This window comes from Candidatus Woesearchaeota archaeon (genome assembly GCA_020854775.1).
Taxonomy (GTDB): Archaea; Nanobdellota; Nanobdellia; order Woesearchaeales; family 21-14-0-10-32-9; genus 21-14-0-10-32-9.
Genome location: JAHKLZ010000005.1, coordinates 211,128 through 225,347 on the forward strand (window position 1 = coordinate 211,128; position 14,220 = coordinate 225,347).

At 31.7% G+C, this 14,220-nt stretch carries 15 protein-coding genes and 1 tRNA gene; 3 read left to right on the top strand and 13 right to left on the bottom strand.

What is annotated here, in order from left to right; all coding sequences use genetic code 11:
• Positions 1 to 3: 3 nt before the first annotated feature.
• Genes KO361_01725 through glyS form a run of 5 tightly spaced genes read right to left on the bottom strand, consistent with a single transcriptional unit; the run spans position 4 to position 4,126 of the window.
• A complete protein-coding gene (locus KO361_01725; GenBank protein MCC7574284.1) occupies positions 4 to 591 on the bottom strand; it encodes a methyltransferase in 588 nt (195 codons plus the stop codon).
• Between the two features lie 39 nt (positions 592 to 630).
• On the bottom strand, positions 631 to 933 hold the full coding sequence (locus KO361_01730) for a non-canonical purine NTP pyrophosphatase (protein MCC7574285.1): 303 nt from the start codon (positions 931 to 933) through the stop codon (positions 631 to 633).
• Positions 934 to 954: 21 nt separating this feature from the next.
• On the bottom strand, positions 955 to 1,167 hold the full coding sequence (locus KO361_01735; protein ID MCC7574286.1) for a hypothetical protein: 213 nt from the start codon (positions 1,165 to 1,167) through the stop codon (positions 955 to 957).
• Between the two features lie 10 nt (positions 1,168 to 1,177).
• Positions 1,178 to 2,566: a cysteine--tRNA ligase gene (gene cysS, locus KO361_01740; protein MCC7574287.1), complete on the bottom strand. Its 1,389-nt coding sequence runs from the start codon at positions 2,564 to 2,566 to the stop codon at positions 1,178 to 1,180.
• 45 nt (positions 2,567 to 2,611) lie between these two features.
• On the bottom strand, positions 2,612 to 4,126 hold the full coding sequence (glyS, locus tag KO361_01745) for a glycine--tRNA ligase (GenBank protein MCC7574288.1): 1,515 nt from the start codon (positions 4,124 to 4,126) through the stop codon (positions 2,612 to 2,614).
• Positions 4,127 to 4,229: 103 nt separating this feature from the next.
• On the opposite strand from glyS, the gene KO361_01750 reads away from it, so the two are divergent.
• The 3 genes from KO361_01750 (at position 4,230) to KO361_01760 (ending at position 7,100) form a co-directional block, all read left to right on the top strand.
• Entirely contained in the window at positions 4,230 to 6,359 is a 2,130-nt protein-coding gene (locus KO361_01750; protein ID MCC7574289.1) for a diphthine--ammonia ligase, read from the top strand.
• Positions 6,360 to 6,460: 101 nt separating this feature from the next.
• Positions 6,461 to 6,543: transfer RNA gene (locus KO361_01755), tRNA-Ser, on the top strand.
• A 287-nt stretch (positions 6,544 to 6,830) separates the two neighbouring features.
• Positions 6,831 to 7,100, top strand: coding sequence for a winged helix-turn-helix domain-containing protein (locus tag KO361_01760; GenBank protein ID MCC7574290.1), 270 nt, complete (start codon positions 6,831 to 6,833; stop codon positions 7,098 to 7,100).
• On the opposite strand, the gene lspA is transcribed toward KO361_01760, so the two are convergent.
• The 8 genes from lspA to KO361_01800 are packed head-to-tail and all read right to left on the bottom strand — an operon-like array spanning position 7,084 to position 14,057.
• Entirely contained in the window at positions 7,084 to 7,581 is a 498-nt protein-coding gene (gene lspA / locus KO361_01765; protein ID MCC7574291.1) for a signal peptidase II, read from the bottom strand. The genes KO361_01760 and lspA overlap by 17 nt on opposite strands.
• A gap of 4 nt (positions 7,582 to 7,585) precedes the next feature.
• The gene (locus KO361_01770; GenBank protein ID MCC7574292.1) at positions 7,586 to 7,969 is read right to left on the bottom strand and encodes a hypothetical protein; all 384 of its coding nucleotides are present in this window, start codon (positions 7,967 to 7,969) and stop codon (positions 7,586 to 7,588) included.
• A gap of 2 nt (positions 7,970 to 7,971) precedes the next feature.
• Positions 7,972 to 8,712, bottom strand: a complete 741-nt coding sequence (locus tag KO361_01775) for a hypothetical protein (GenBank protein MCC7574293.1) — start codon at positions 8,710 to 8,712, stop codon at positions 7,972 to 7,974.
• Between the two features lie 19 nt (positions 8,713 to 8,731).
• Positions 8,732 to 9,637 (bottom strand): twin-arginine translocase subunit TatC, encoded by a 906-nt coding sequence (locus tag KO361_01780; protein MCC7574294.1) that lies wholly within the window; start codon positions 9,635 to 9,637, stop codon positions 8,732 to 8,734.
• A gap of 10 nt (positions 9,638 to 9,647) precedes the next feature.
• Positions 9,648 to 9,905, bottom strand: coding sequence for a hypothetical protein (locus KO361_01785; protein MCC7574295.1), 258 nt, complete (start codon positions 9,903 to 9,905; stop codon positions 9,648 to 9,650).
• Positions 9,906 to 9,913: 8 nt separating this feature from the next.
• On the bottom strand, positions 9,914 to 12,094 hold the full coding sequence (locus KO361_01790; GenBank protein MCC7574296.1) for a hypothetical protein: 2,181 nt from the start codon (positions 12,092 to 12,094) through the stop codon (positions 9,914 to 9,916).
• Positions 12,091 to 13,857 (bottom strand): hypothetical protein, encoded by a 1,767-nt coding sequence (locus KO361_01795; protein MCC7574297.1) that lies wholly within the window; start codon positions 13,855 to 13,857, stop codon positions 12,091 to 12,093. The genes KO361_01790 and KO361_01795 overlap by 4 nt, the downstream gene beginning before the upstream one ends.
• The gene (locus tag KO361_01800; GenBank protein ID MCC7574298.1) at positions 13,854 to 14,057 is read right to left on the bottom strand and encodes a helix-turn-helix domain-containing protein; all 204 of its coding nucleotides are present in this window, start codon (positions 14,055 to 14,057) and stop codon (positions 13,854 to 13,856) included. Before KO361_01800 ends, KO361_01795 begins: the two co-directional genes overlap by 4 nt.
• Between the last annotated feature and the right edge of the window lie 163 nt (positions 14,058 to 14,220).

Genomic DNA, 14,220 nt, shown 5'->3' on the forward strand with positions numbered 1-14,220 from the left:
ATTTTATTTTTTTGTTCCTTTGTATACTCTGAATCCGCTTTGTTTGACGATTTCAGATACGTTTCCAAAGGTTTCTTCTATTTTTTTAGCGAGTGTTTTTCCACCTTTGTTGTGCCTAGCAACTATTTGCAATGTTCCTTTTTTTTTAAGGTGCTTATGTGCTTGTTCTATTAATGTGAAGCAAGTTTCTTTTCCTGTTGCTATTGGCGGATTTGATATTATGTGATCGTATTCTTCTTGTATTTTTTCAAAGAGATTTGATTTAATAATTTTTCCTTTTAATTTGTGTTTTTCAAGATTCATTCTCGTAATTTTTATTGCTCTTTCGTTAATATCTGAGAATGTTATTTCTAGTTCCGGTTTTTGTTTTAGTAAACAAATGCCTATTACTCCATTTCCACATCCTAAATCAAGTATTTTTTTTTTGGTTATTTCTGCGTTTTCTATTAATAACTGAGTTGCGCTGTCTAATTCTTTTTTTGAAAATAATCCTGATGCTGAGAATAGTTCGAATGCTTGTTTTTTTAGTTTTATTTTTATAGTGAATATTTCTTCTTTTGATAATGGTTTTTCTGTGTAATAATGGTCCATCATTTTTTATTGTTTTGTATATTATAAAAAGTTTTGTTTTTAATTATTGTCTAAGTAGTCTTTTAGTCTTTGTATTGCTTTATATCTGTGAGATATTTTATTTTTTTCTTCAGGCGTCATTTCTGAGAATCTTTTATTGTATCCTATTGGTATGAATATTTTATCAAACGCGAATCCTTTATCTCCTTTCATTTCTACGACTGTTCCTTTTATTTCTCCTTTGAATATTTTTATGTCTTGTTCTGATTTTGCTAATGCGATTAAACAAGTAGTTGTTGCGTTTTTATTTTTTGTTAAGTGAGCTAGTTTTTCATATCCTAATATATCTATGAAATCTTTAATGTATGGTCCTGGTAATCCGTTTCATTCTTCGAATCCGAAGGACGTGTCTTCTATTAGGCAAGGTTTTTTTAGTTGAGCATATGTTTGTTTGGCTTTTTCTAGTATTACTTCTTCTGATGTTCCTTGTATTTCTTTTGTTTCTACTGGTATTGCTTCTAATTCGTATTCTTCTAGTAAGGATTTGAATTCTTGTAATTTATTCTTGTTTCCTGTTGCTATTATTAGTTTTTTCATGTTATTTTTATTATTCTTTGATTATTTCGCTTCCTTCTTTGGAGTCTAGAACTTTGTATCCTTTTTGTTTTAGTAAGTCTCGGAGTTCGTCACTTTTTTTCCAGTTTTTGTTTTTTCTTGTCGCGTCTCTTTCTTCTTGTATTTTTAGTATGTCTTCTGGTATCTTTTGTTCTTTTTCTATTAATTTTAATCCCAGTACTTCGTCAAATTTTTCTATTAGTGCGAGTTTTGTTGTTTCGTTAATATCTTCTTCTAGCATTTCCCACGTCGTTGCTAATGCTTTCGCCGTATTTAAATCATCATTTAGATTTTCTTTAAATTTTGTTAGTTGTTCTTCGTATTTTTCTTTTTGTATTTCTTTTTTTTCTGCTTTTTTTATTTCGCGTATTTTATTTTTTAATTTTTGTAAAGAATTTTTGGCTGTGTCCATTGCTTCTTTTGAGTACATTATTTTTTTTCTGTAATGTGTTCCTAATAAGAAATAACGGTATTCTTCTGGTTTGTATCCTTTGTCTATTAAGACTTGTAATGTTAAGAATCCGTCTTTGGATTTTGACATTTTTTCGCCTTCACTCATCACTAAGAATTCATTATGCATCCAATAAGTTACCCATTCGTGTCCGAATGCTGCTTCGCTTTGTGCTATTTCGTTTGTGTGATGAATTGGTACGTGATCTATACCTCCTGTGTGTATGTCAAATTTTTCTCCTAAGTATTTGCAAGACATAGCGCTACATTCTATGTGCCATCCTGGGAAACCTTTACCCCAGGGTGATTCCCATTCCATTTCGTGATTTTCATATTTGTGTCTGGTAAACCATAACACGAAATCAGAGTTGTTTTTTTTGTGTTTGTCTATTTCTACGCGTGATTGGGTTTCTTCTTGTTTTTGTTTTCTTCCTGTAAGTTTTCCGTATTCTTCAAATTTTTCAGTATCAAAATATATATTTCCTTCTGCTTCATACACGTATCCATTAGTTTGTATTTTTTTTATTAGTTCTATCATTTCTTGTATGTGTTCTGTTGCTTTAGGGTAATGGTTTGCTGGTTCTATGTTTAGTTTTTTTAGGTCTTCATAGAATGCTTCTTCATAAAATTTAGCGATATCCCAAACTGTTTTGTTTTCTCTTTTTGCTCCTTTTACGAGTTTATCTTCCCCTTCGTCTTCATCACTTGTTAAATGACCTACGTCTGTTATGTTTATTACATGGTTTACTTCGTAATTGTTTAATTTGAATGTTTTTTTTAGTATGTCTGCGAATACGTATGATCTTAGATTCCCAATGTGAGGATAATTATAAACTGTTGGTCCGCAAGAATATATTTTGACTTTTCCTTTTTCTAAAGGTGTGAATTCTTCTTTTTCTTTAGTTAAAGTGTTATATATTTTTATTTTCATAAATGTCATAAAGAAAGGGTTATTTATATTAATTTCTAATTATTCTTATTTTAGATTATTTAATAAATATTCTTGTATGTTTTCTATTTTTATTCTTTTTTGTTCTTCGCTGTCTCGTTCTCTGATTGTTACTGTGTTTTTGTTATTTCCTGTTTCTATTGTTTCAAAATCTATTGTGATACAGTAAGGTGTTCCTATGGAGTCCTGTCTTAGGTATCTTTTTCCGATGCTTCCTGATTCATCGTATTGTATTATTAGTCCTTGTTCTAGTAATTCTTGTTTTATTTTGTGTGCTAATTTTTGTAATGGTTCTTTTTTTATTAGAGGTAGTATCGATGCTTTTACTGGTGCCACGTTTTTTGGTAATCTTAGTTTGGGTTTTCCTGCTTCTATTTCTTGTTTGTTATATGCTAGGTCTAATAATGCTAATAATACTCTGTTTGGTCCTATTGCTATTTCTAGTATGTGTGGTGTTTCTTTTTTGTTTGTTTCAGGATTTAATGCTTGTAATTCTTTACCTGAATGTTTTGAGTGTACTTTTAAATCGTAATCTGTTCTGTCGTGGCAACCGCATAGTTCTATCCATCCGTAGCTCTTGAAATTCATTTCTAAGTCCCATGCATCTTCTGCGTAAAATGACATTTTTTCAGGTAAGTGTTGTTTGAATCTTATATTTTCTTTTGGAATGCCAAATTCTTCAAATAATGCTTGTGTAAATCCTAGTGTCCATGCGTATGCTTTGTTTTTTAGTATTTTTTTATTTATTGCGTCTTTTAATTTTATTTTTTGATATTCTTTGTTTTCTTTTTGTGTTTTTGCTGATAGCAAGTTTAGTTCTTTTTCTTCATAATCTTTGAATTGTTCAAATTCTTGTTTTTGGTCTTTGAATAAGAATATTTGTGCTTCTGCTTGTGTAAATTCACGAGTTCTTAGTAAGTGTTGGCGAGGACTTATTTCGTTTCTGTATGCGTTTCCTATTTGGAATATTCCAAAAGGTAGTTTATCTCTGTAGAATCGTAAGTAGTTCAAGAAAGGCAGATACGTAGTGGTTGCTGTTTCTGGTCTGTTGTACATTTCTTGGTTTAGTCCTATTTTTGTTTTTAGCATTAACATGTGTTTTTCTATTTTTGGTGGTAGTCTAGTTTTGCATGTTGGACAGTTTATTTCATTTTCTTTGAAAAATTCTTCTAATTGTTTTTCTGTGAATGAGTCTCCATCCACATTATGTGTTTCTTCTATTAAGTTGTCTGCTCTGTATATGTTTTTGCATTTTTCGCATTCTACTAATGGATCTGAGAAGTTTCCTAAGTGTCCTGATGCTTCCCATACTTTTTTTGGCGTTACTATTGGGCATTCTACTTCGTAAAACATTAATTTTTGAAAGAATTTTCTTATTGTGTTTTCTATATTATTTTTTAATGTTTTTCCTAATGGACCGAAATCGTAGAATCCTGAAACACCTCCATCATATATTTCTGGGCTTGGTCCGTGTACGAATCCTTTTTCGGATATGAAACTCATTAGTTCTTCTCTTGCTTTTTGGGATTCTTTTTTGTTCATTTTTATGAGTGAAGCTTTTGTTTTTATAAATATTGCTTTGAAATTTGTTATTTTTTTGTTTTTGTCATTATTTTTTTAAATATTGAGTGTTTTCTGTTTTTTTATGTGTGGAGTTATTGGTTTTTTTAATTTTGAGAATTCTGTTAGTTTAGTTCGTAAAGGGTTAGATTTGATGAGTCATCGAGGAGTTGATGGTTTTTCTTTATTTGATGGTGTTTCTGTTGGTGAGAATATTAGTGGTAATTCTTTTAATTGTGTAGGTCATAGACTTCATGCTGTGAATGGTTTTAGTCTTATGCCTTTGGTTAAGGATGGTTTTGTTTTGTCTGCTAATTGCGAGATTTATAATTTTAGGGATCTTGCTAAAAATTTTGATATTAGTCTGCATGATAATGATTCTGTTGTTTTGTTAGATTTTTTGATTAAGCAAGGTGTTAGTGTTGATTCTTTAAGTTTATTGGATGGTGTTTATGCTTTTGCTTTTTGGGATTTGAATAAAAACTTGGTTACTATTACTAGGGATTTGCTTGGTGAGAAGCCTTTGTGGTATTTTTTTCATGAGGGTAAGTTTGCTTTTGCTTCTGAGAAAAAGGTTTTGATTGGTTTGGGTCTTGATTCTCAGTTTATTCGCGAGGTTCATCCTAGGCACATTATTACTTTTGATTTGTCTTCTTATGAATTGAGTTCTAGTTATAAAGATTTTTTTGAGGTTTCAGTTCTTGATGAAGATGATGCTTTCTTTTTTAATGAAACGTCTAGGTTATTGGAGGATGCTGTTAAGAAAAGGATTCCTCCTGATAATAGGGTTGCTTTGTTGTTTTCTGGTGGTTTAGATTCTTGTTTCATCGCTCTTATTTTAAAGAAATTAGGTGTTGATTTTAAGTGTTATACTGCTTCTTTGGAGCATGATTCTTTTCAAGTGAGTCATGATGAGTCTTGGTCTTTGAGGGCTGCTAAAGTTTTAGGTCTTGATTTGGAAGTTGTTCGTACGTCTCTTGATGATTATAAAGATGTTGTTAAAGACGTTTTAGGCATCATTGAGGATAATAATGTTACTAAAGTTAGTGTTGGTGCTTCTTTTTTTATGTGTTCTCGTAAGGCTAGAGATGATGGTTTTAAGGTTATTTTTTCAGGGCTTGGTAGTGAGGAGTTATTTGCTGGTTATAATCGTCATTTGAATAGTTTTGAGCTTAATGAGGAGTGTCTTAGTGGTTTTCGTAAGTTATTTGAGCGAGATTTGTATAGGGATGATGTTATTACTATGTTTAATAATTTGGAGCTTAGATCTCCTTTTTTAGATATTAATTTAGTTAAGTTTTCTTTGTGTATTCCTCCTCATTTAAAGCTTAGGGATGGTGTTAATAAGTTTATTCTTCGTAGTATTAGTAAGGACTTGGGTTTGCCTGATGAATTTGCTTTTAGGAGGAAGATGGCTGCGCAATATGGTTCTAATTTTGATAAGGCGCTTACTAAGTTTTCTAAGGTTGCTGGTTTGTCTAAGTCTGGTTTTTTGAAGCAGTTTTATGATTTTGGTAATGTTCGTCTTGGTGCTTTGTGGAGTACTGGTAAAGATAGTTGTTTGGCTGTTCAAATCATGTTAGAGCAAAATTATGTTGTTTCTTGTTTTATTACTATTAATCCTGCTGATAAAGATTCTTATATGTATCATGGTCCTAATACTCATTTGGCGAGTCTTCATTCTGATGCTTGCGGTATTCCTTTGATTGTTCAGGATTCTGATAAGGCTAAAGAGGATGAGCTTGTTGATTTAAGGTTGGCTTTGATTAGAGCTGTTAATGAACATAATATTGAGGGTGTTGTTAGTGGTGCTTTGTTTTCTAATTATCAGCGTAAGCGTATCGAAGTGATTTGTGATGAGCTTGGTTTGAAGGTTTTTGCTCCTTTGTGGCATATGGATCAGGAGAAAGAGTTGGAGATTCTTTGTGTTAAAAATATTGATTTTTGTTTAGTTAAAGTTGCCGCGGAGGGTCTTGATAAGAGTTGGCTTGGTCGGTCTTTGGTAAAACAAGATTTTGATAATCTTCGTATTTTGAAAGAAAAATTTGGTTTGAATCCTGCCGGGGAGGGTGGTGAGTTTGAATCTTTGGTTTTGGATGCTCCCTTTTTTAGTAAGCGAATTTCTTTAGACGAAGTTCGTGTTGATGAAGAAAGCGAGCTTTATGCTTCGTTAGTTGTTGTTAGGGCTTCTTTGGTTGATAAAGCTTTTAAATGAACAAATTTTTCTTTAAATTCATAGCCTTCATGCCACGATCGCATACACAAAAATCAAAAAACGATTTTTGGTCGCGATTCGAGTCATTCACATTCATTCATGCCACGATCGCATAATCTGGTATTGCGCAAGCCTGGAAAGCTTGTCCCATCTGGGATTCCCGGTTCAAATCCGGGTCGTGGCGTTTCTTTGTTTAATATAAATTATGCGCTTGAGCGAAGCGAAACGCACAGGGCGTTAACGGGCGTACTGGTTATTCAAATCCGGGTCGTGGCGTTCTTCATGTTACAACAATAAAACATCAATATTTTTGTTTTTTTGTTTTTTTTTGTAGTGACTATTTTTTTTAGAATTTTTATTTTTAAAGGTTGTTAAAAAAAGAAAATTATATAAATACAACATAATCTTTGTTTTAGTAAATACGTTTAAATAATTTATTTTTTTACATTTTTTTATTAGGGGGTTTTATAAGTGAAGAATAAAGGAATTTTTAATGCAATTTTTAGGGAAAAGCCAGCTATGCTGTTGATTGCTTTGAAGAACTCCGAAAACGAGGTTTATGCTTCTTCTCTTGCTAAGATTATTGATGGTACTTATAGTTACATCGTTAAGGTTTTGATGGATATGGAGCGTGCTGGTTTGGTTGAGTTTAGGAAGCAGGGTCGTTTGAAGATTATTAAGCTTACTAAGAAGGGTAGCGATGTTGCTGAGAAGATTAGTTTTATTAAGAATGCTCTTTAATTCTTTTTTTTGTTTTTAGTTTTTTAAGTTTTGGTTCTTTGGTTTTGATTTGATTTTTTGTCTTTTCTTTTGTTGTTTTTTTTATTTCATAAATTATTATTCCTGCAACTCCTAGAAATATTAGTGTGTCTGCTATGTTAAATACTGGGAATATTTTGAAATCTATGAAATCTAGTACGTGCCCTTGTATTATTCTGTCTATTAGGTTTCCTGTTGCTCCTGCTAGTATCATTGTTAGTAGTATTTGGTTTTCTTTGAATTCTTTTCTGAATTTTATTAGTAGTGCTATGAATAGTGCGCTTATTATTATGAATATGAAGTTGTTTCCTTGTAGTAATCCAAAGCTTATTCCTGTGTTTGTTACTGGTCTTAGTGCTAAGATTCCTAAGTCTATTGTTTGTTTTGAGAATATTTGTTTTGTTATTTGATCTAGTATTACTAGTACTAGAAATAGTATTATTATTTTTTTGTTGTTTTTCAATTTTTCACCACATTCTTTTTTGTTGTTTTTCTTCTATTTTTTCTATTTTGTGGTTTATTGTTTGTACTTCCGCTCTTAATGCGTCTAATTTAGCTATTATTATTTGTAGGTCTTTTTGTGTTTCGTTTGGTTGTTGATTGTAGTTGTTGTTTGTTTCTTGCATCTTTTGGTAAGGTTTGTTTTTGTAATCTGTGAATTGGTTACTGGCTGTATTCATTTGCATTGTTGAGTTTATTGGGTCGTAGTCATTTTTTGGTAAGTTTAGTCCTGAATCTAGGTTTGTTAATTGGTCTGTTTTGAAAGGATCCATGCCTAAGTCTTTGTTTTCTGTGTTTATTTTCTCTGTTTCTAGGTTTGGTTTCTTTTTGAATACGTCTAATATGCCCATTTTTATTCAGTCACGTTCATTAAATTATTCATTATTTTTTTTGGAAAAAAGTTCAACATTTTTATTGATAGCATTTCTGGTTTTATATTTATGTTCTGATTTTTTACTTCTTTTATTAGGAAGTTTCCTTTTGTTTCTTTCATTTTAGTCGCGAGTAATGCGTAGTATATTTTGTTCTTTATTTCGTGCAGCCCTTCTTCTCTTAATATTATTGCTTCTTGTTGCGTTATTACTTCAGCGTTTTCTAGTATTGTTGTTGCTTCATTGCTTGATGTTGCTAATGCAAAATCTTTTAGTGTTTGTTCTTCCATTTTTATTTTTCTTCCCGATAGAGTTATTTCGTCATCATAGAAAGTTTTTTGTTCTATTACTATTAATATTCCATTTTCTTCTATTTCTTCGTAGTCTTCTTCTTTTATTTTTTCAAATAGTTCATCTATTTCTTGCGGTGTTATTGATTCATAAAATTTTTGATTAATCGCGGATGATAAAGTAACATCACTAGTTATTTTGAATGCAGTTATTAATAATTGTTCTTCTGTTATTATTATTGTTTTTTCTCCTTCGAATCCTTTTTTTAATGCCATCGCGTCTGTGTATATCACTATCCCTAATACTCCTATTAGTACTATTGAAATTATTACTACTGATATTAGTGCTTTTATTACTCCTTTTAGTAATCTGAAAGATAATAAGAATACTAAAGCAAGTCCTATTATTATTAATATTATTTGTATCGTCATTTATTGCACCTCGCGCTTTTTAATTATTTTTTATTTTTGAGTATAATTTTAGTAATTCAGGGTATATTTCTTTTTTTTCTTGAATTGTTTTTTCTTCGTATAAATAGTTTATTTTTTTGTATATTTTTATTAATTCTTCTTTGTTTTTTGTTGTCTTTGTTGTTTTTAATAATTCTTTTATGTTATTAGTTTCTGTTAAGGGTTTTAATATTTTGGGTTTTAGGTTTTCTTCTTTGTTTTTTTGAAATCTTGATATGAATAATCCTGTTTCGAAGCATATGTACATTGGAGCGCTCATTAATATTTGTGTTATTGGGTCTGGTGATGTTAGTATCGCTGATAATGTTAGTGCTAGTATTATTACTATTCCTCTTGATTTTTTTAGTGTGTTTATATCTATTATTTCTGATTTTACTAGTATTGGTATTATTATTATTATTTGTGCTGTTAGTGCAAATGCGAATCCGCTTAGCGCCACGAATATTATGGCGCTGTATACTCCCCACAAAGTAGATATTTGTGGTGGTAGTGTTGCGAAGTAGTCTAAGCTGTATTTTGAGAATATTAGTAAGCCGAATAAACATCCTATTATTGCTAGCGCGGTTGAGTAAGTAAAGTATTTTATTGCTATTTTTTTATTTTGTTGTTTCATTATTGGTTTTGAAAATAAGTATAGTTGTACTAGTATGAACGGTATTAGGAATGCTAGTGTTAGGTATAGTGATACAACTAGTTGAGTTCTTATAAATTCTAGTGGCGATAATGCGTATAGTTCTAATTTGAAGTAATCTATTAGGAAAATTATTAGTTTTTCACTTATTATGAATCCTGTAAAGAACACTAGCACAGCAGCTATTAATATGATTTTTAGTCTTTTTTTTAGTTCTTTTAAGTGTTCTTTGATTGTTAGTAGTTCTTCTGACATTTTTTTACCTTTATTTGTTTGAAATCTCCATTACTTTTATTCCATTCACGAATATTCCTTTTTTGAATAGTTCTTTTTCATTTAGTTCTGTTTTAATTTCTTTTTTTATTTCTTGTCTTATCTCTGTTCTTATTTGTGTGTTATCTGTTTTGTCAAGGAACGCTAGTGCTTTTTTTGGAAAGAAAATTAGTGCTAACAGTATGAATCCTATTGATTTCAAGAAATCTTTTCTTGATATTCTTTTTTGCATTAATTTTTCTAAGTCCATTTTTTCCCTTATATGAAAGCACTTATGTCTCCTATTATTATATCTGTTTCATTGGCGTACATTCCTAAGCTATCATTTGCACTAAATCGTATTAGTTTCATTTCTGCATTGTCTGATACGCTTAATGTTCCGTTTATTGTTAGTGTTTCTGTTGGAGTTGTTGTTCCTATTCCTACTTCTCCTGTTTGTGTTATTGTTACTCTCGCTTCACTTAATCCTACGTTTGATGTTCCCACTGTATTAGATGTTGCTAAGTGTAAGCTTCCTCTTCCATCTGTGTCTGTTCTTTCAAAAAATATTGCTGCTTTTTGATGTTCATCTCCAAATACGCCTGCTGATGATGTGACTGCGAAGTTTATTCCTGTAAAATCTCCTAAAGTAGTACTGTTTCTTTGTATTAGTAATATTGATCCGTTACTTGGTTGATTAAGATGAAGTAATTTTTGAGGAGTGTCAGTTCCTATTCCTACAAGACCTGTTGGTCTGTAAATATCTCCGTTAGTTTTGTTCCAGTTACTTCCGTCAAATTCTCCTAGTGCTGTAACTATTTCTGTGTCTACGTATTGTTTTGTTGCTGCTTGTAAATCAGATAAAGGATTGTGACTTAGTGTAACGTTTCCTCCAAAGAATGTGTTATTAGTTATATTTACTGTTCCTACTACGTGAAGTTTAGCTGTTGGTTCATATGTTCCTATTCCTACATCTCCAATTAGACGGTAAATATTATCTCCTGTTCCTGTTGTCCATTTACTTCCATCTACTTCGCTTATGTTTCCGCTTACAACTGTGTCTACGTATTGTTTGGTGGTTGCATGCAAATTATTAGTAGGATTCCCGCTAAGAGTTAAGAAACCACTCATCGTACTCCCACCTATAGCCACAAAATTAGAATCCGCAGAAGACTGCGTATAATACCTAGCATCACCCCAAGTTGGATCAAATGCTAATCCACTACTTTGTTGTGTTAAGCCTGTTCCTCCCTCTACGGTGAATGATGTTCCTGATAAGCTTATTCCATCTCCTGCTGAATAAATTGTGTCTTCGTCGCTTCTACAATTCCAGTGAGATCCGTTCCAGTAACTGTATTGATTGGCTCCGCAAGTTGTTGCTGTTGTGCTTATTGTGATTGTTCCACTTGTTTCTGATGATGTTATTCCTGTTCCTCCTAGTATAGTCATTAGTTCTCCGCTACTTATGAGTGTTGATGTTGTTCCGTCACTTATGTTCCATCCTGAGTACCCGTCTATCGCGCTTATGTTTCCACTTACAACTGTGTCAACGTATTGTTTAGTAGTTGCATGCAAATTATCAGTAGGATTCCCGCTAAGAATTAAGAAACCAGTCATCGTACTCCCACCTATAGCCACAAAATTAGAATCCGCAGAAGACTGCGTATAATACCTAGCATCACCCCAGCTCGTGTTGAAGCTTATTGTTCCTGTTGTTGTTATAGTTGTGGGACTTAGAATTATTCCTGTTCCTTGATCTATTTGTGTTACGCTTCCATCTCCTGTTCCTACATTCATACATTGAACGCCTGTAGTGGTTGTGTTTACAACTACTTGTCCTGGTGGACAATTATCTGCTTTTGCTGCACCTAAGGCTATTATTGCGTCGTTTGCTGTTGTTGCACCTGTTCCTCCTTTATCTATTTGTAATGTACCTGATATTTGTGTAAAATCATAATCTCCTGATTCTGCAACTACTATTCCTGTTCTTCCGAATACACTTGTAACGTTTCCTTGATTCGTTCCACTAATACAATTAGTTCCGTCTGCTAAACAAACTAAGGTTCCGCCAGACCATATATTTCCTGTTACGTTTAATCCTGCAGGCACTCCTGTTGATCCTATTCTAACTATTCCTCCTACGCCTGTGTTTAGAACTAATTCTTGTATGGAACTTATTTCTAGTCCTGCTGTTGTTCCTACTATTCTGTTTATTGCTGCTCCTGCAGGATCTCCATCTCCTTTTATTACTAAGTATGGACTAAATACTCTTTCTTCTGCTGTTAATTGCGTAGTCGTTATGTTACCAGTTACGTTTAAATTGCCTAGTATCGTGCTGTCTCCTAATTTGAGAACGTATAATGAGTCGTGTCCTGGGTCGTTAAACGCAGATACTTGAAGCATCATCACTAGTATTATTGTTATTACTGATATTGTTGTTAGAACAATTTTTTTTTTCATTCTAACGACCTCCTATAAGGTACTACGTTTCCTCTTATTTTCATGTCTCCTGTTTGTCTGTTAATTGTTGCTAGCAATATTCCTCTTTTGTTTGTTATTGCTGATAGTCCTTGTTCCATTACAATATTGGAGTTAGATTCTGTTAGTTTTCCTTTTAGGTGTAAGTCTCCTGTTTCTGAGTTTATCCAAATAGTTGGTATGAATTCTCCTTGGTTATTTACGTATCCTAATTGGTAATCGTGTGTTTTTGCTTGTTCTTGTGAGTTTTCTACGAAGTCTCCTTTTATTAGCAAGTTTCCTATTGGTGTGAATCTCGCTATGGTTGTTCCTCTTGTGTTTTCCAGCACTAAGTCTTCTGGTTGGAAATACGTTGTGTTTTCATTTTGTATGCATTCTAATGGTCTTTGGTTTGGATCTGGGTAATCACATCCTGGTATGTCTCCTATTATTGTTTCATTAGTTATTGTCTCATTTCCTATCATAGTTTCATTTCCTATCATAGTTTCATTTCCTATTATTGTCTCATTAATAGGAATGTCTATAGTTATTGTCTCATTTGTTATTGTTTCGTTATTGTCTGGAATTGATGGCTCTTCTATTATTTCTTGTTCTTCTTGTTCTGTTATTGTTATGTTAAATTTGTTGCTCACTATTAAATCAGTTCCATTCGTTGCGTATATGATTGATTCCCAAGTTCCTATTTTTTGTGCTATGAAATTTATTTCATTTTGATTTACAATGTGAGTGTATCCTTCACTTGATTTTGCATCAAACACTAAGTTTTCTTCTTCGAAGTAATTTTGTGCGTTTATTGTTTTGTTTTCTCCTTTTTTGATTTGAATATTTTCTACTTTTTGTGTTATGCCTTCTCCTAAGTATTCTGATTCTTGTGTATATGTTATTTTTTCTATGTATAATTCTCCTGTTTCTATTTCTATTATTATTTGTGATATGTCTATACCTATTAGTGCACAAGTTTGTGTGCATAAATTGTTGAATTCTTTTATTAAATCAAATGTTTGTGGTTCTTCTGTTGTTTCATTTATTACTGTTTGATTATCTTCAGGACTTGTTTCTTCTATTATTTCTTCTTCCAATACTTCATCTAAGTCATCTTCTACCACATCCTCAACTTCATCAACTTCATCATCTGTAATTGTTTCTTCAGGACTTTCTTCAACAATTTCATCAGAAGATCCAATTATTATTTCTTCTTCTAATAATTCATTCATGTCATCTTCTACTAAATCATCAACTTCGTCAACTTCAGTAGTTTCGTTTAGTAATTCTTCAAGGTTTTCTTCTGTTGTTTCTTCAATTATTATTTCATCTTCTACAGTAATTTCTTCTTCGTTCGTTGTTGTTTCTTCTTCTATTTCGTTTTCTTGTTCTTCTTGTGTTTGTCCTGTTACTTGTGCTGTGAATTGCGACACAGTCGTTGTTGATTCTTCTAACGTTATTTCTGCTATTAGAATTATTGCACCTTCATTCGTTTTAGCATATATTTTAGCTTTATCTCCTAGATTACCTTTATATGTTCCAGTAGCACTTATTTTTTCTACTTTTTTAAGACTTACATCTATAGTTGAATTTTGTGCATATGTATCATCTAAATTTAGTGTTTTTGTTTCTTTATTTGATAGTGTTGCTAATCCTGTTGGTGTATCTAGTGTTGATAAGAACATTGTTCCTATTATTATGAAAAAAGTGAACACTAAGAATATTGTTTCTTTGTATTTAGAAATGTTATTGGCTGGAGTCATATTGCATCATCCTCCAGTTTTATTCCTAGTCTTTCTGAGATTTCTATTATTTTGTGTGCGTTTTTTATTTTTTGTATTGCTGTTCTTTCGAATTTAGAAACTGCTGCTTGAGATATTTTTAGTTGTTTTGCGACTTCTACTTGAGTTAGTTTCTTTTTTGTTCTGAGCTCAAGCACTTGGTATTCTTTTTTTGTCAGCAAAATATAACCTCAATAAGTTTTATTTATTTTTTTAATTTTATTGATTTTAAATATAATATAACCTTTATGTATTTTAATTACCTAAGTAGTATATAAATGTTTCTGAAATTAAAAAAGAGTTTTCAAATTAGAAAATTCATTATAGAAAGCTAATAGAATTCTT